This window comes from Corallincola spongiicola (assembly GCF_004284785.1).
Classification (GTDB): domain Bacteria; phylum Pseudomonadota; class Gammaproteobacteria; order Enterobacterales; family Neiellaceae; genus Corallincola; species Corallincola holothuriorum.
Genome location: NZ_SHLY01000006.1, coordinates 1 through 18,262, shown reverse-complemented (window position 1 = coordinate 18,262; position 18,262 = coordinate 1). Strand labels below are relative to the sequence as shown.

Annotated in this window: 16 protein-coding genes; 2 read left to right on the top strand and 14 right to left on the bottom strand. The window is 44.7% G+C overall.

The genetic code is table 11. The features are described 5' to 3' along the window. Positions 1–147: 147 nt before the first annotated feature. The gene (locus tag EXY25_RS14910) at positions 148–2,793 is read left to right on the top strand and encodes a right-handed parallel beta-helix repeat-containing protein (RefSeq protein WP_213014114.1); all 2,646 of its coding nucleotides are present in this window, start codon (positions 148–150) and stop codon (positions 2,791–2,793) included. Between the two features lie 226 nt (positions 2,794–3,019). Here EXY25_RS14910 and EXY25_RS14900 read toward each other — a convergent pair whose 3' ends face one another. The 5 genes from EXY25_RS14900 to EXY25_RS14880 form a co-directional block, all read right to left on the bottom strand. Then, entirely contained in the window at positions 3,020–3,256 is a 237-nt protein-coding gene (locus EXY25_RS14900; protein WP_130567403.1) for a hypothetical protein, read from the bottom strand. Positions 3,257–3,270: 14 nt separating this feature from the next. Then, the gene (locus tag EXY25_RS14895; RefSeq protein ID WP_130567402.1) at positions 3,271–9,087 is read right to left on the bottom strand and encodes a BNR-4 repeat-containing protein; all 5,817 of its coding nucleotides are present in this window, start codon (positions 9,085–9,087) and stop codon (positions 3,271–3,273) included. A 149-nt stretch (positions 9,088–9,236) separates the two neighbouring features. Continuing rightward, positions 9,237–9,860 (bottom strand): hypothetical protein, encoded by a 624-nt coding sequence (locus tag EXY25_RS14890; protein ID WP_130567400.1) that lies wholly within the window; start codon positions 9,858–9,860, stop codon positions 9,237–9,239. A 220-nt stretch (positions 9,861–10,080) separates the two neighbouring features. Next, entirely contained in the window at positions 10,081–10,410 is a 330-nt protein-coding gene (locus EXY25_RS14885; RefSeq protein ID WP_130567398.1) for a hypothetical protein, read from the bottom strand. Between the two features lie 185 nt (positions 10,411–10,595). Beyond that, positions 10,596–11,180, bottom strand: coding sequence for a hypothetical protein (locus tag EXY25_RS14880; RefSeq protein WP_130567396.1), 585 nt, complete (start codon positions 11,178–11,180; stop codon positions 10,596–10,598). Positions 11,181–11,400: 220 nt separating this feature from the next. Between EXY25_RS14880 and EXY25_RS14875 the strand changes: the two genes are divergently transcribed. After that, on the top strand, positions 11,401–12,411 hold the full coding sequence (locus EXY25_RS14875; protein WP_130567395.1) for a hypothetical protein: 1,011 nt from the start codon (positions 11,401–11,403) through the stop codon (positions 12,409–12,411). Between the two features lie 140 nt (positions 12,412–12,551). Here the strand turns inward: EXY25_RS14875 and EXY25_RS14870 are convergent, their stop codons facing one another. From EXY25_RS14870 to EXY25_RS19020, 9 genes are all read right to left on the bottom strand, one after another. Further along, positions 12,552–13,268, bottom strand: a complete 717-nt coding sequence (locus EXY25_RS14870; RefSeq protein ID WP_130567393.1) for a hypothetical protein — start codon at positions 13,266–13,268, stop codon at positions 12,552–12,554. Positions 13,269–13,422: 154 nt separating this feature from the next. Continuing rightward, complete coding sequence (locus EXY25_RS14865; protein ID WP_165419378.1) at positions 13,423–13,944, bottom strand: CbrC family protein; 522 nt, start codon at positions 13,942–13,944, stop codon at positions 13,423–13,425. Positions 13,945–14,033: 89 nt separating this feature from the next. Continuing rightward, positions 14,034–14,366, bottom strand: coding sequence for a hypothetical protein (locus tag EXY25_RS14860; RefSeq protein ID WP_130567389.1), 333 nt, complete (start codon positions 14,364–14,366; stop codon positions 14,034–14,036). A 113-nt stretch (positions 14,367–14,479) separates the two neighbouring features. After that, a complete protein-coding gene (locus EXY25_RS14855; RefSeq protein WP_207232181.1) occupies positions 14,480–14,896 on the bottom strand; it encodes a hypothetical protein in 417 nt (138 codons plus the stop codon). Between the two features lie 233 nt (positions 14,897–15,129). Next, positions 15,130–15,636: a hypothetical protein gene (locus EXY25_RS14850; protein ID WP_130567386.1), complete on the bottom strand. Its 507-nt coding sequence runs from the start codon at positions 15,634–15,636 to the stop codon at positions 15,130–15,132. Positions 15,637–15,749: 113 nt separating this feature from the next. Continuing rightward, the gene (locus tag EXY25_RS14845) at positions 15,750–16,229 is read right to left on the bottom strand and encodes a hypothetical protein (RefSeq protein ID WP_130567384.1); all 480 of its coding nucleotides are present in this window, start codon (positions 16,227–16,229) and stop codon (positions 15,750–15,752) included. 115 nt (positions 16,230–16,344) lie between these two features. Beyond that, positions 16,345–16,788: a hypothetical protein gene (locus EXY25_RS14840; protein ID WP_130567382.1), complete on the bottom strand. Its 444-nt coding sequence runs from the start codon at positions 16,786–16,788 to the stop codon at positions 16,345–16,347. A 76-nt stretch (positions 16,789–16,864) separates the two neighbouring features. Continuing rightward, positions 16,865–17,581: an enhanced serine sensitivity protein SseB C-terminal domain-containing protein gene (locus EXY25_RS14835; protein ID WP_130567380.1), complete on the bottom strand. Its 717-nt coding sequence runs from the start codon at positions 17,579–17,581 to the stop codon at positions 16,865–16,867. Between the two features lie 74 nt (positions 17,582–17,655). Beyond that, complete coding sequence (locus tag EXY25_RS19020) at positions 17,656–18,117, bottom strand: DUF3592 domain-containing protein (RefSeq protein ID WP_130567378.1); 462 nt, start codon at positions 18,115–18,117, stop codon at positions 17,656–17,658. Between the last annotated feature and the right edge of the window lie 145 nt (positions 18,118–18,262).

Below are 18,262 nucleotides of genomic sequence, written 5' to 3'. Positions count from 1 at the left end.
TGAAGTCAGTTTTAACAAGTAGAAGCGTCAGCCAAAAATTAAACAGATCACGCTTATAAACTATTGTTTTAACACAGATTGATACTGACAAAAAAATGCTATATCTTGGTCAAATTAACATACTATTAACAATCATGAGAGTCTGTTGTGCAAGCCAAATGGTCAGCGGTAATTTTTGTTCTATATGCAGTTTCTAGCTCCGTTAATGCCGCCAATTACTTTGTTTCCCCCAGTGGTGATGACGCAAACATTGGCTCGCTAGACTCTCCTTTTTTAACCCTCTCCAAAGCGGCAAATGTCGCCGTTGCCGGTGATGTAGTTAACATTCGCGAAGGCACCTATCACGAAACACTGCGTCCCAGTCATTCAGGCTCCGAATCAAGCCCTATCACTTTTCAATCCTATGAAGATGAAAAAGTCATTATCACAGCGATGGAAGCAGTGAACGGCTGGGCATTAGATTCCGGCCAAATATATGTGGCGGATGTGGCGTGGGATTTAGGCCAGTCGAACTTTGTCATGCAGGGCAGTACTGCGATGGATCTGGCGCGCTGGCCAAACAACGAAGACGGTGATCCGTTCACGCAAGACACTCTTAGAAATTCAGGTGGCAGCGACGGTTCAGTCGAGTTTAATGCTCACCTGGATTATGCAGACGGCATCCCTGCGGGAGATTGGTCTCAAGGCGGGTCATTATATTTTTACGGCGACAAGCCTGGCTCTGGCTGGACAACCTGGCGCGCTTTTATTACCAGCAATACCAGCACAAGCGTCTCTTTTGATCTCAATAAAAACCCGGCATGGATCCGCACCTTTCACGCCCCAGCCGATGGCGGTGACTTCTTTCTGCAAGGCATTAAAGAAGCACTAGATTATCAAAACGAGTGGTACTTTGATGCCGCCAGCCAAAAGCTATATGTACAACTGCCAGATGGCGCCATGCCAGCTGAAAACCAAGTACAGATGCGCCAACGTGAACAAACCATCGACCTATCAGGCAGAAGCTACATCCAGATCCGAAACCTCGCCGTGTTTGGTGGCTCAATAGAGATCACTGGCGGTGCATCAAACAACCATATTTATGGTGTGACTAGCTTGTATGGTAACTACACCTTGGGTGTCGTTTCTGGCTTCTCGTCGAATAACCAAAGCGTCAATATTCGCAGTGATTGGGGGAAAGGCAACACCGTCAATAACATCATTGAACAGAGTGAGATCGGCTTCGGCTCTGGCACCGGGATCTACGACTCCGGCGAAAGCACACAGATCATCAACTCCTATATTCATGACTTTAACTACCTTGGTAATTACGACGCCATCATCAACGCCCGCAGTGGTAACAACACTAAGGTACTGAATAACACCATTACACGGGCTGGCAGAGACGCGATTCAGGCATTCAATACCAACTCTGAATATGCCTTCAATGATATTTCCCGGAGTAATTTAATTGCCGATGACTGCGGCCTTATCTACACCGTAGGTGGACCAAGCAACACAGAGATCCATCACAACTGGCTCCATGACACGTTTTCACCCGGCCCTAAAAACAAAGCGGCTGGTATCTACCTCGACAACGATGCGTCAGGCTTTGATGTTCACCACAACGTGATCTGGAATACCGAGTGGAGCAATATTCAAATCAACTGGAACGGCACTGACATCAACATCTACAACAACACCTTGTGGAATGGCAGCGTCACCATGGGGGCATGGCATAAGGACGGCACCGCATTCTCAAATGTCAGTGTCTGGAACAACCTCTCTGACAAAAGCGATTGGGAGCCACAATCAGATAAGCAAAATAACCTGACGGTCGCAGAGTCTCCTTTTGTTGATGATGCGAATGGTGACTTCCGCCTGAAAGCAAACACCTCGCCGATTGACTATGGCCGGGTCATCGCCGGTATTACAGATGATGTCAGCGACGGGCTGCCCGATGTTGGCGCATATGAAAAAGACGGTGAAAATGCCAACTGGACGGCAGGCATAACCTGGAGCAGAGAGTTTGGCCCTACTGGTAACGGTTGCTACGGTTTACCTGGGGAAGATTGCATCGACCCAGTAAAAGAACTGCCAGTAGTAAGCTTTGCTGTAGATGGCTTTGCCATTGATAGTGTAACTGCCGACGAAGGCAGTGATATCACGATTAAAATGATGCTGTCTGAACAGGCAGAGGATTACCCCGTCACCGTGTCATACACCCTCAACGGCACCGCTGATCATCAGGACCACAACATCACTGATGGCAGTGTTGTTATTAGCGATGGCACCGAAGTCAGCTTCACCGTCACACTACTTTCAGATGAACTGATTGAGGGGGATGAAACACTGAACATCGCCATAACAAACGTTGAGAATGCGACCCCCGGCACCGACAACACGGTCGCGCTGACAATCAAAGATAAGACAACTGAACCAGAGCCTGAGCCTGAGCCTGAGCCACAACCAGAGCCTGAGCCACAACCAGAGCCTGAGCCACAACCAGAGCCTGAGCCGCAACCAGAGCCTGAGCCGCAACCAGAGCCTGAGCCGCAACCAGAGCCTGAGCCACAACCAGAGCCTGAGCCACAACCAGAGCCTGAGCCACAACCAGAGCCTGAGCCACAACCAGAGCCTGAGCCGCAACCAGAGCCTGAGCCGCAACCAGAGCCTGAGACGGAGCCAGAGCAAGCACCGGAGTCTGAGCCTGAAGCAACAGACGCTAGCGGTGGCGGTAGCATCAGCTATGGTATCGGCTTACTGTTGGCATGGTGTGCATTCATCAGAAGGCGCAATTTGGGCAGGTGCTAACGCCTTGCTCAGTTATGCTGCGATTCTTGAGAGGGAAGTTCGAAACGCTCGGGGCACGCACTCCTACACTCTAAACATACGCCTCTGAAACCCTTCAGAGGCGCAGCAAACAGCACAAAGCCAGAGTGAATTGGTAGCCGTGTCAGGTGGGTATACAGTCAGAGGCTGTTTCAAAAAGCGATATTGCCATCATCCTAAACAGCTTTTAAAAACTGATAATATAAATTTATTGGCTTACCATTACCGTACCTGTACTGCTTATCATATCTGTTTCTAACTCAATTGCCTCACCGTTACTAACTTGTGTGGCATCAATATTAATCAATTTTACCGTAAACGTTTTTTCAGCTGTTTCAGGTATCGGTGTGGTGTTATCGTCACCAGAATCACCGCCGCCCCCACCGCAACCTTGCAACATCATCAAAGCGAAAATTATTACACCGTTTAACCTTAACACTTTCATCTTAAATCTCTAATTTACAGTTTGTAAGTCAATACAAAGTGAGACTCACCCACAGCCAATTGATAGGGCGAATTAAACTCGAATGTTATTTCTCCATTATCAATGCTGTAGTTACTTTCAGATAACAATTCAGTAGTTTGAGGAATACCGTTTTGGTTTTTATCCAGATATAAGCTTACGCCGATAATCTCTGTTACATCGTTTAACTCGCCGCTAGCAGCAAAGGTTAACTGGTTTAACACAACGTCAGTTGAATCATTGACAAGCTTAAAAGCTAATACCACTTTTTCGCCATCACCGGATGAAAAATCACGCTCAGTTACTGGGACGTTTGTGACTTGTAAGTTAGGAGCCGGTAATGTGGTCATCGCAATACCACCAGTATGCTCAACTATTCCGTTCATCACCCCGTCGGCATCATTTAATCCACCATCTTCAATAGATAACTGAATACAGTAGTCACCTGAATTTAGACCTAATTGATAACTTTTATGTCCAGGAGCTGGACACACGCCTAGTTCACCTGGCGCTGACATTAGGATATTTTGATCGTCAATAATAAAATCCTGCCAGCCGCGTTGATAGTGACGATATAACGCGCCATCAGGTATAGTCGCCGTCTGCGGGATCACGACATCAATCGTGGACGTTGTACTAGAGTGAGTCACTAAAAAGTCGAAAATACCATTTACATACTGATCTAGTGACGCTTGAGCGCCTATAGCCCTGGCTGTTGCCCTATTAGCAATCATTTGGTCTGCAAATTCTGATAGCTCTTCTAATGTGACTGAAGCCTTATTTTTTCCAGTAGAAAAAGCAATATTACCAAGTAACAGTTTAGCGTGGCTTTGGCCTATAATCATCGCGTCATTTATTCCTGTTGGCAATAAACTCGCATCGTTAGTGGCGTCTAAATAATCTTGAATACGGTCGCCGTCACGGTCCCCAAAACCCTCTTCTGAGTCAGCAATTCCATCACCATCACTATCTTGTTCCTCACTTAACTGAGGAGACTGTTTAGCAACACGTATCAATGACTGTGTACTTGCAGACAAAGGAGGAACAACGTCATCTTCAACACTGACCGCCACGTAGTACAATCCAGATTCTATTGATTGTAGATCTAGACTAAACTCAGCTTCATCAACAATCAGAGGAGCAATACGATTATCAGTCAAACTCCAGTCGTAATAATGTAAATCATCTGGATTAGGGTCAACAACCTTCGCACTAATAACGACTTGGCCCGAATCGGTATACACCGTGGTTGCAGGGGTATCATTTTGGCTTACATATATACTAACTTGTGGTGCAATGTTCTCTTCTGTCAGCGTGATTGTATGAGTATTTATACTCCCTAAGGCTGCATTGATAGGGTTTTGCATCGTGAATTCTATCGTTTCTTCACCTTCCCAGATATCATCAGCAACAGACGATATTAGTAGAGTTTTAGAAGTACCAGAATCAATGACAATTTCATTGGCAGTGGCGATAAAATCTTCGCTGCTCTCTGCTGTTCCTCTGATCCGAAGGGGAATGGTGACAGGGTAATCAATCGGCGTCCCATTCAAAGTAACAGTGAGTTCGGCTACGCTCCCCTCATCAATAATTTGCGATGCCCAGAAGTTAACCATAGGAACAACATCAACAATTTGCTCTACTTGCGCTTTATTTCCGGTTATATCCGTTGCAGACCAAGTAACGATATGACGCCCAGGAATAAAGGGGCCAGCATTGTCCACTTGTGGCACGATGACACCGTCTTTCTCATCAAATGCTGTCGCAACACCTAAATCAACGGGAGTTAGCGGACCAGTAGAGTCAACTTGTATATTCTTTGGTGGGGTCAATATTGGTAATACGTCGTCCTTAGCAATGTCCGATCCTTGTAAAAACTCATCAATATTACTGACACCGTCATTATCCAGATCTTGCTCAGCATCGGCACTGTTGTATGGATCTAAGCCATGTTGTAACTCATACGCGTCAGGCACACCGTCGTTATCATCATCCAAGTCACAGGCATCACCTTCGCTGTCGTTGTCAAAGTTCACTTGGCTTGGATTAGCAGTGGCGACACAGTTATCCACGTCATCTGAAATGCCGTCGGCATCGCTATCAGCAACTCGACCAATACTGGCATTGAATGGATCTAAATCTTCAGTATCCGGCACGCCATCATTATCATCATCCAAATCACAGAGATCGCCTTCGCTGTCGTTGTCAAAGTTGGCCTGGTTTGGATTAGCTATGAGTACGCAGTTATCCAAACCGTCTAAAATCCCATCGGAGTCATCATCAGTAAATGGTCCAATGCTGCCGTCGAAAGGCGCAGGATCTTCTCCGTCTAGATATCCATCATTGTCATCGTCTGAATCTATCGCGTCATCAATACCATCAAGGTCGTTATCAGCCGACGTGAGCACATTTAGGCTTAAATTATCGAACCACACAGTACCAGACTGTTCTAATTGCAATCTAACAAACGATATAGTCCCAATATCTTCTGTGTGCTCATAATCAAAACTAAAGAATTGCCAATCATTACCTTCAAAAGTAATGGTTGATATAAAGAATTTTCTATTGTCATCTAGCTGCTCAGTGCGTAACCACACCTGCGCTTCATCAATAGAACTTGTACTGCGTTTTACCCAGCCAGATAGATTTAACACCCTCGTACTAGGCGAAAGATTGATCAAGTTTGACTTCCAACTAACGGCATCGCCTTCAGAATTGTTAGTTAGCTGGAAGCTGTGCTGACCGGTGTACGATTCAGCACTTGTGATATCTGCACTGCTACCATTTGGTTCAGCTGAATCCCAATAATCGGCATCTTGCTCTGCATCTGAGTTACGCAATATATTATTGTTGCGGTGAAAAAACTGGGACAGGGGAAGTTCATCCTGAATATTTCCCCATCCATCACTATCTATATCCAGGCTTTCCTCTGGATTAAAAGGCAATGCATCATAATTGTCCCCTACACCATCCGCATCAGCATCTGCTGATTCATCAGGATCATTCGGAAACACATCCGCATTATCGCCTATACCGTCGTTATCACTGTCGTGAGTTTCGTCTCTATCAAATGGGAATGCATCATCTTCATTGTCAACGCCGTCACCATCAATGTCGACATCACTATTGTCGCCAACGCCATCAGAATCAGTGTCTGATGTTTCCGTAGCATCGAGTGGAAACGCATCATATAGGTCGATAGTGCCATCATTATCTGTATCTAAAGATGATTGATCAGATGGAATTTTACGGCTCTGGGTATAGCTAGCTTCAACTTCTTGCGCCAGCTTATTAACTCTAACCACCAGAAGGTCATCAATCATTCCACTATATGGCGTGGTATTTGAGAAATGCGATTTAGATTGACCAACATACGCATTCCCAGCCGTGGTCGAGGTGATTTTGTTTACATTTTTTTGAGCTTCAAGTACGCCATTAAAATATAACGACAGCGTTTCTTCACCATGATCATAATTAACATAAATATGGCTCCAATGCCCTAATGACGCCGAAGAGGTTGAAGACAAAAAGTTAACCTGCCCGCTTTCGTTGATTATAGCGGCGATAACCTTGCCATTATTTAATCCCACTTGATAACCAACTTGGTTATCAAAGTATTCAAATATAACGCCATTATTAGATAAAGGACGCACATTCGCTTCAAACCCAAAAGACTGATTACCTAAAGAAAATGGATGAGCAAATGAAATCTCAGTTTCGTTGCCATCAAAGTAATGTTGCTCGTTTAGCTCATATGATGGTGGAACAACATTAATCAACAACGTCGCTTCACCGGTAAAACCTTTATCGTCTATTGCAACAACTTTAACTGTATGTTCGCCAACACTAAGGCCCAATAATTCATCACGGCCTTGGTCACCCCATAAATAGGGCGCAACAGCCTCTTTACGAATGAACTGATCATTAATGTACAGTGAGGTATTAACGACTTGACCATCAACAATGCCACTCTGAGCTTCGACCTCAATAAGCAATTGATCATAACCAGCCATTAGCGTGCTAGCACTGGTATTGATATCAACCTGGACACTAGGATCTGATACCGTACGAGTGTAACAACGCTTTTGTTTTTGTGGGAAAGGGTCACCAAACTGACTCGTGTCGCAAACGACATTTTCAGTTTGACCATATAAATAATTAAACTGCCCTTGGGTGCCATAAGCAATATCCATCACCCCCGAAACGACGACAGTCTGTTGTTCATTAGCACTAAAATCGAACCCTGCTGGGCCACCATGATCAATATCTAAATCTATGATCTGCAGATAAAGAGGGTTAGAGTTGCCACTACCTCGTTGCATTAAGAAGTAATACAGCTTGCCTTTATCAATAAAAATGGTGCCATGGTTAAAGCTTAAACCACTGTTTGATTCATATATTCGGGTAAACTCATTGGTGCCACCTTGTGCTTTCTCTACATAAGGGCGACCATTATTTAAGCCAATAATGTAAATATTATCGCCTGAAGTATAAATCCCATCGGCACCGACAAAGTCGGTACTGATGATAAACTCATCTTCACCAGCAGGCTTATAGGAGTGAAAGTTAATCTCTTGATAATCTGGGCGAGACTTGTTTGAAGATCTTGCTTTGCTGACAATATGCAAATCACCCTTTTCAGTTACAGTCCAATCAAACTTATCAACAATATATATGGAGTTAGCTTCATCGTGATTAAAATAATCACCTGGCTCAAATATTTTAATTTCATCTGCATCCACTAATGGCCATGTCATTGACTTACCATCATGAGTTTTCCAAGAACCAAAACCCTCTGGATGATCAGAGTAAGCATAGTAAACACCATTCTGATACTGGTATTTATCTGTATTATCACCACTTCGCTTTTGAAATCCGACACGAAGTTTGCCATTTACATACTTCATATCACCATATAAGCCCCAGTTCTCATGATTACCATGGCTGATTTGATTATTAAGATTGAAGTTTGTAAACCTTGACCATTTTTGGCTGGCTGCGTCATAGCGATTAAAAACATACGCACCATTATTGTTACCACCCAAGCGCATGTAGAGTAGTAAGGTGCCGTCTGTATTGGTAAAAAATTTAGGGTATGTTAACCGGGCGAAGTTACTTTTGTCTGCTAGGTCACCGGTCATGGTTAAGTGTTTATAATCATCATCGCCTTGGCTGACCGGGCTGGTGTCTTTTACAAATCTATCTAAAGTAAATTGGTCATCACTAACTTCAGCGGTACCAGGAATACTGTATGAATAACGGAAAAAATCATCTCTAAATTTGCCATCATGGTTATTATCATCATAAGCATGCATGTCATAAACCATGTGAATAGTCCCATTAACGGGACTCACCGCAAGCCCAATGGTGTTATGTGACTCACCAACTAATGGATTACCTCTGAAACCGGTGTGTTGATGAGGGAACTCAATTGATTTTAATGTTCTAGTAAGGGTATTGTAACGTGACAACATAACATGGCGGTCGTATTTCCCTCCGCGGTACCACGTCATGAAAACATAATGTTTATACGTTTTCACCGCATCTCCGTGAGCAGAGATACTACGACCGAAGAAGTAGTCGTACTTTTCACCAGTATCAGGGTTATCTACATTTTCATAATCAAGATCAACACCATCAAAATACAAGCCTTTATCAGACACTTTTACTTCTGCGTCTAAGGTGACTATCGCCAGTGCATTAGGCACCCAAAAAAACAACTGACTTATAAAAAAAATACAACCAAGAAATTGGCTGCGAGAAAGCGGTGATTTTTTGTTCATCTTCGATTTAGTTGTGACGTTTTTAGTCATAATACATAATTACGTACAACTTTTTAATTACATTATTTCAAAATTCACACCTTTAAATTAACATTTTCACTTTCATACTGTTCCGTGCTCGTAGCACAGGCATCGCTTGGTATTTGCAAGCTAAGCCCAAGCGATTTAGCGCTCTGGCGTCAGTGCATCCAGCGGGGATCCATGTTTTGATAGGTATTACTGAAATTAAGCAGCGGCTGGCCATCAGCCTGAAAGCGGATATTGAGGAGCAACAACTGCCGTCCATCTTTGGCTGATGCCTGGTACGCCAAGTCATCTTTGTACTGCATGAGGCTTAAATTGAAGCTCTGATATTCAGCACGTTGAAGATTTAACTGCTGGCTTATAAACGCATCCCACTGCGCCAATGAGTCACCCTCCCCCGAACTGAAAAACGCCTCTGCCACTTTACGATCCAGCGGAGCGATTCGGTAAGAGATTACGATGGTATCAGGCAACACCTCTCCTTCCGGTAGATCAAAATACCCAGTGAGACTGCCCGCCGCAGTCGAACCATAGCCCATAAGGAACTGCGGGAATAGATGACGTTGCTGGCGATTATTGCTGGCAAATGCGCTATTAAATGTTTGGATTTCCAGCCAGTTTTCTCCCGAGGATATCGTGAAGTAAGCCGCCCTTGGCGTGGTAGGAAACAGCGATTGGCCAAAAAAGCCCAAATACCATGCTAAAAAAACAAGGCCGATGCTTAGGATGGATAGTGCCAGCAACATGGTTTTGATCAGTCCTTTGAGTTTTGGGTGCATAGGGTTAGCAGCCTACTCCATATAGCGTATCTTTTACTGGCGCTTGTCACTGGCAAGCGACCCAAACAAGCCTGACAGCTCCATGATGCAAATGAACTTTCACCTCCGTACTGCAATCATCAAAGCCACACATTGACGGTTCCGGATACAACGGAGCGAGGGGAATGCAGCTAGGACAGATCTACACGCCCCAGATATATCCCCCCTGAGATCAACCTTGCTAATTTGAAGAAAAATGGCTTTCTATCCATTGATAGATTGTTCCCATCTTAATGTCAGAAAAAGCTATTTTAAGTGTACTCTCGTCGGCGTCTTTATCTTTGAAGCCAAAAGTACAAATAATCTGCTCAGGATTAGCATCAAGTATCATCACGACGATACGCTTTCCTGACTGGGGACAGTCAATCGTCATAGCGTCAGCGGGGATACCCTGCTCTCTTAACCGCGTATGAGCGCCGACAATGGGATTAATCTGTTCATAATCCTGTTGAATAAGACGTTGAGCATCGGCCGCTAAATCCATTAACGCGCCTAATTTTGTACCTTCCATCTAACTTCCTATTAATCTCATTAGCAGATAAATTACGTTGTTTAAAAATCGCACAGCAGGATCCCTCTAAATACCCAAGGCACATATTGAGTGCCTGCGGAACCGAGTCTGCGACCTTGCGATGCAGTAAGCCATAGAAAATACTCATAATTTGAGTATCAACACAAGGCATAATCAGCCCATGCTCAATCTAACCGGCCTGATTCCATCTCCTCAAGCGTTCCGCCAACGTAGGAACTCACCTCTTCAATGGTTTGATTAAGGAAGTCTTTAGCTTCCGCTTCATCACTAAACTGCTGTAGCTCCTCTTTAAGCTGATCAGTTTTTTGCTGCACTACGTGCTCAAAAATTGCTTCTGGTACATCACTGAATAGGACCCGATTAATACTTTCATACTTAGCAATAAAGGGCGCCAACGTCGGGAAGTAGCCATCACACTCTAATATGAGTTCAATCTCTTCCTGATCTGGCTGGCTGGCAAAATCTTTCTCAGTCCATACGTGAAGCACCTTACCTGCATCAACGTCGGCTAAGCTGGGCGCATTAACAAGCGCAATTTTGAAGTCAATGTCAGCACCGCTTTGCCAGGAATCGAACTTCAAGGTTAAGGTGTTTTTGCCCGGCACCCCGTTATACGCCCCCAAACCAGTGGTTAACGTGCAACCGCCACAATGCCCTGTTTTTGTACCATTGAAAATAAAAGATATTGTGATGCCGTTTGAGCTGCACTTGGCATATAAGTGCTCTGGTTTCTCAATTTTGAATTTCATCTACTTCCTTTCGTTGAGTCATTACCTAGCAACAAATAAGATGCGAAGAGACAGTCACCAAACCGTTTAAACACTCAGCTCGGCCAAGGACTGCTGCGCCACAGCAGCAATGCCAGCGAAATATCCTAACAGCAGCCGCGCCCTCAAAAGCACACTAAATGGAATACTGCTACCTTACATCTATACGTTTGTTCTTTGTCACTTAACTTGAGAGTCAACGATGATAATCCCTCAGAGGGAACTGTCTTGGTATCTGCCGCTGCTACTATGTTTGATGTTTGCCGCAGGGTGCGCTGGACATTATGAAGTCATTGAGCTTGGCACGCTACCCGGCGGGAGCTTCAGTTCAGCCCGTGACATCAATGTGAATAACGAAGTGGTTGGTATTGCAGACACCGAGTCTGGATCTATTCATGGCTTCCTTTATCGCGACAATACCATGATTGATTTGGGGCCATTAGATGGTGGCCTCAACAGTGCTGCACTTGGCATCAATGACAGAGGTGCTGTCGTCGGGAGAAGTCAGGACTCAAATGGTAATTATCATCCTGTCGTTTGGCGTAACGGTTATATCATCGATCTTTACGACGAGCTTGCTGATGAGGCGTTTGGGGAAGCCACAGCAATTAATAACGATAACTGGATAATCGGTTCAGTTATGACAACCGCTGTTATTTGGAAAAACAACCTAGAACCCGCCCCTTTAGTAACTCACTTCTTGCCACGAGCAGCCAATGCGATAAATCAATCAGGTACTGTTGTGGGGCAAGACCAATCTGCTACTCGAGCGTTTATCTGGGAAAATGAGATACTGACTCACCTCCCTCAGCATGATCTTTCGTGGAGTGAAGCACTTGGACTTAATGACACCGGAGATGTAGTGGGTTGGATCCACAGCGAACCTCCCGGTCCCGTACACAAAATTGCAGCACTATTTACCTCTACCGGAGCGGTACGTTTAGGCACGCTGGGCGGCGCGAGCAGTATCGCTCATGACATCAATGCTCAGCAACGCATCATAGGTGAAGCTGATAATGCTGATGCTCTCCGTCTGCCGTTTTATCTAAATTTCGCATCTAAAGTGATGCATCTACTACCAACCAATGACAATCAAGGTGCTGCTTACGCTATTAATGAAAATAATGTGATTGCGGGAGAGATCGTCGACGATTCCGGCGTGACTAAGGCCGTCATTTGGAAACTAAAAGCTCCATACGATTACTTCGACTAAGCACAGCATAAGCTGAAGCCTACCAGCCCGTCTAAACAAGAATTTCTGCTATTCGGCCAATAAACAGCACAAAACCAAAATGCCGTGTAGTTTTGTTGCCCAAATGAGCCTGCGAGCGACTTGATGCGTTTGTTATATTTTCATAGCTCGTGGCCACTTTGTTTTCCATAATCTATGTTCCTACGAAAACTGAGAAGGGTCAGGCTATCAAGCAAGGGCAAACGAATAAAGATTGATGCAGCATAAGCAAAATAGAGTGAGAACAACGAGATAAACGCAAACCACAAAGAGTCTGCTGCGAGAGGGGAAAATGCTATTGAAACAGGTAGAATCAGCCCCATGGCAATCTTACTAATTTTCCCTGACACGTTAGAATTTTCATTTACCGCTAATTTCCAAATACTATATTCAACTTCAGGATCAAATCGGATTGATGTTGACGCCGAGATAGAAAATCGCCCTCTTGAAATAGCATCCTTTATATACCAATTCCGTTTGCTTAACTTTGTAATCACTGGAATGAGAAAACCACCAAAAGCCATCGCACCAAACAGCAGAGCCAGCCACTCGTTAAAAATTCCAGCGATAAAAATAACGGATGGCATTAGTAGTAAAAGCATCACTGTGATATTGATAAAAAGCAAAAATGGTATGGATATATAAACATTGTCAACGCCTAGCAACCTGACAATCAAAAGCCACCCCATTCCCCACAAAATAAAGCTCGTAAACAATGTGCAATACCAGATGACTCCAATGCCACTATCAACGCCCAAAAAGCCCAAGCTAAATAGCCCAGATATCAACAACAGGCTTAACGATGTGACTGCCGAAGAAAAGTAGAAACTCTTGGTCATAACAGCTCTATTTAATCCTTAAACTAGAGAGAGCACGAGTAAAACTAACGCCCAGATTTTTGAAAATATAATGCCCCAACCATGGGTTGGCTTGAGCAGGCTAAGCTAAGGAGTGGAGCGACGAGTGCTTTGGTTAATTTGTTTGTTATGAGTATTAGTTAGCATCCCAGGTACAGTACTTAGCTCCATTATTTGAGAACAAGTAAACTGTGACATCACCGCCTTGCTGATAGTTCTCAACCGTTTTTTCGGGAAGGGTTTGCCACAACCACTCCAAATCAGATTGTTCAGCGACTTTATTAGAGAAGGCCCTTTTAAACTCTTCTTTACTATCAAAATCCTGCTTTGACGCTATTCGTTCGAATACACAAAAGCTTCCATCCACATAAGGCCAAACACAGCCTTGCCATGTTGGAAGCGCAGGCGTAGCAAAGATAATCTCTTCAATCTCTTCAATCTCTTCAGCACTGCCACCAAAAGCTTCATTAGCCTCGATCTCAAGTGCTTTGAGCTTTCCCGCAGCTAAGCAATCATCACAGATGCATTCGATTTCGTCGATACCGTAGAATCCACCAGCATCAAACCAGACACCAAGCATGCCACAAACTGAACACTTCATTGGCTCGTCTGTTTTAAAAGCAAAATTGTCGGGATCTCTAAAGTACTTAAAATTCATGATACTCATAACGCCTAAAACAGGGAGCAAGTTAGCGGCTTTTTTATAAAAAAGATGACAACTATGCCAGGTCCGCGTGCTTTGACTTATTAAATACGGGTTTGAACTGAACGTAATTCACTGCAAAAAACCTCAAAATTACGGTAGTACGCTTCCTCACTGCTGCTAACTTCCTTGATGTTGAACTTTGACAACCAATGATTCTTACCGGCTAAAGCCTCAAACTCAGATATAGCTTCAGGATAGATATCTTCGATCGCATCTAGTGTGCCTGAGTTTCTAATCGAGTAATCAATGACCCAGAAACAGTACACTACTTTTTCGTAGTCAGTCAGAGCCTCAATTCCGAGTTCGGCTTTCTTTTCGATTACATCATCACCGAACTCAATTAGCCAAGTTTCGTTGTCTAGTTCCATATTCATTTGTGCACTTAACGCCACGGGCAAAAGTCAGCGGCTCGCCGCGTCGTGGCATTTATCCCCGCGAGAAGCGCAGCGACGAATGCCTAGTTAATTTGCTTGTACATTCCGAAACACTAATCATCAAGAAGATCTTTGGCAGTCTCTCTTATGTCTTCTGGGACATTCACATCCATAGCCACTTGCTCAATCAGAGCATTTATCGGGGTTCCGGCAATGTCAGAAACACTCGAATTCACAAGGCGATTAAGCATTACAACGCTTAGTTCATGTGGCTTGCGTAGGACGGAATTTTTTAGCTCAGCTTCATATCCGTCCATGCTCTCCAGCCCATGGACAATAGACCAGAATACTCCAAACCCGTCATGCGACTGGTTTCTCTCAAGAATACTGAGAAGAGGAGTAATTAGCTGAGGGCTGTTTGCCTCAATTGCTTCGTCGATTAGTAGGTCGAGAGCACTCCAGTCATCATTGACAGGTTTGAACTCATCTAGATCTCGGATTATATCGCTGATGTCTCGCATATCTCTCAAGGAATATAACGCCTAAAACAGGGGCGACCGGAGCTCGCGTAGGGAGTCTCAACCGCGTCTATTTGCGGCGCTCCGATTTTTCTTGTTAGCAGTAAAATCGCCCATCAATAATTAACCATTAGACGACACCCTGACAACTCTCGCTCAGCCAAGTCTGGTGCTCGAATGTCAAAAATGACCTTATCAAACTTCTGTACTCTGTCATTCACAAAGTACTGCATTGGTTGAGCTTGTTAGCGCTCGAGTTCTTCAACGGTTAGGCGACGAGTTTTACCCTTCACGTCGTGTTCAACACCGTTAATCAGGCACTTGAACCCATAATTGAACAACTCTGCACTATAGATTGATGACACCGAGACATGAGGTGCAGTCTTTACCCATTCACCTGGTTTGACGGTGTACTCATGCCCCTTGTGACTACCGAAATGCCCATTTGCATTAAATGCCAACACCTCAACAACGACGTCGTCGACGGAATTGTTGCGAATATATATTTCATGAACACTTTCAATCATATCAGGAGACTTTAAAAATTTGAGTTCATCTTCCGTAAGGCGATACTCCTCAGGCAAACGCTCTTCTCCAAGAGTGACAAGTGTATCAAACTCGACATTCTCTATTTCTGTCTTAGCTTGCCAGTACGGGCTAAATCGGCTCCCTGATGCATCTTGCACTTGGCCATTTGAAGCGCATCCGAGAAGCAAAACTGAAACAACAAATGAAAGTAGAATTTTTCTCATAATCTTCCTTGAGTGCTAACGCCGCAAGCATGGGCAAAGGACAGCGGCTTGCCGCGCTGTGGCCTTTGTCCCCGAGGAGCGCAGCGACGAGTTAGTGACTTGCATTGTTAAGGCTAACCCTTGTTAACTTGATGAGTCAAAGCGAATTGCTGCAACGTCGTCTTTTTTACCGCTGCCGTAAAATTAACTGGAGCCACCAGTGATGCTTCTGTTCCGTCTATAAGTATCATATTGGCGGTACAAATAGCGTTAGTCGTGTACTCAGCATATAGCCAAGGCGTTGATTGAACTGACACTTCAAGCACGGGCCCCTCGGCCAATACGACGCCATTTTTTAGCACCTTTAACTCAGAACCCGCCTTTGAGAATTTCGCGCCGTTTATTGGGCTGCAGGCGAAGTCTACTTTTTCGATTTCATTTACATCGAAGCTGAGCGCCATCCCATACCGCCAACGCATTGACACAGTATCCCCATCTGCACTCGCTGGGCCGGCTAAAACAAAATTCCCCGCCTTCGTTTCGCTACCCGATTGCGTCGCCGCGCAGCCCATTAGAGTCGAGAGCACAAGTGCTAATGCTGTGTACTTCATCATAACTATTCCTTGATTTATTAAATGTTGGTTGGCAAGGCCCTAACGCCGCAAGCACGGGCAACGGACAGCGGCTTGCCGCGTCGTGTTCGTTGTTCCCGAGGAGCGCAGCGACGAGTTAGTGACTTGCATTGTTAGGTTCCGCCCCTGGCAAGAGCGACTTAGCCTTTGTTAAAAGAACTATGAGAAACAGCCCGTAAAAAAGCAGTGGTACATAGTGCCAAGCAATGTTGGAAACTGAAGGATTCGCAAATACTGCTCCAAACGTGGGATAGCTGTATAGAACAGAGTTAGCCAAGCTAAGGATAAAAGCTGCCGCCATAATCGGGAACGCAGATCTTCTCTTGGCCAGTACCAGAAATGCCGCAATTGTCGCCAAGGCTCTGCCAACATTTCCCATTACGACATTAATGATTTCGAAAGCTGGAACTGAAGCCCTTTCGTAGCGCTCCATTTGAAAAGCATCCGGCAAGGTCTGAGAAAGCACGTACCCACATCCCACAACAGTCATAAGGGCAAAAGCAATCGCAACTGTACCGTAGCCTTCTATCTTTAGTGTCATTTGAATAAAAACCTAACGCCCGCATTTGGGGCTGGTTTGGAGCGCAGCGAAAAACCAGTCCGACAACATGCGCTTGTTAAGTGTTGACTGTTTCATTCTCCCACCCCAAAGCTGGCCCTTTGTGCATGCCGCCTGTAACTACCAAAACTTGCATATCTTCTTGAGAAGGGAAATGTTCAGAGTACTCAGACCACTTTTCCATGACATATTGATCCCACCAAACGGCTGGATCTAACTGACTAACCTTGCCATCGTGAACATTTTCATATTTGTAGCCGTCAGACTTTAAATCATCAGCGGCTCTAAGTAATGCTGACTCGTAATCTGCAGCTGCTACGTAATAACAAAGAATTGCTCCATTCCACTCTTGGGGCATTTCCTGATTTGTGCCCCGCGAAACAATAATTGGGCACTCAAACAAGAGATTTCCATCGCTAAAAAGAGGCTCGGAACTGGCCACAATGTCGCTAAGCAAGGCGTTTGCACAAGAATTCGAAAACATTACGTCCATTGGTGATATACCAGCACATTGCTCGGCTATATCTTTGCCCAATTTGCTGGATGCTTCAGAAGCATCAATCACAAGCGCAATACGGAATTTTTCCTCGCCTTTATACTTCAGCTTTGAGAAATATGCATTCTTGACTTGCGGAAATTTCAAAAGAATCTTCCCGACTTCAAGTCTTAATGCATCAACTCCGTTCCCCTCTATATCACCGAGAAACTCCATATCTGAAACCTTTGCTTCAAGTTGCTTAGGTTCTTTCTTCTTTCCAAATAATTTTCCTAGCACTCAACTCTCCAGAAACACGTAACGCCTGAATTTGGGGTGATAAATGCGGCGCAGCCGCGCTCTATTTAGCATCCCTAAGATTTACTTGTTAGCTGCCTTATAAGCTGCCGCTCGACGAATTGCATTGGACCGGAGAGCAGCGGTAGCAACAAGTTAATGACATGGAAACCGGTAACACCAGCAAAGATAACCGCATGCTCATGATTTTTTGGATTTACCCTTACGCTTAAACTCCTTGGCCTGCGGGCTTGCCAACGAGTTAGCTTGTGCACGGAGAGCAAAGAGTTTTCAGAGTAGTTAAATGCAAATCGCTTCGAGGTATATTGCTTACCTTCGACAACATACGAGTACCATATTTCGAGCTTATAGAGCCTAGCGCCACGGATTGCGATGCTTGATTCAATGTTGCAGTAAGTTAGGCATCCCGGAACTCTTTTCCACGTTAAAGCCCAAAGACTTCGAGCTACGCCCACAAGGTTAAAAATCACCGAGCGAGCAATTCCATAGATGAGAAGAGCTAGGCCAAATTTTTCCATTTTCACTCAAACTTAAGGCAGCTAACGCCTTTGATAACAGGACCTATAACGCGCCCAAATAAAACCACCGCTCTCTGGGTGGTTCCTCGTTTATCAAACTTGTTGTACACCCGCACCGCCGTAGCTATGGACGAACAACGTTATC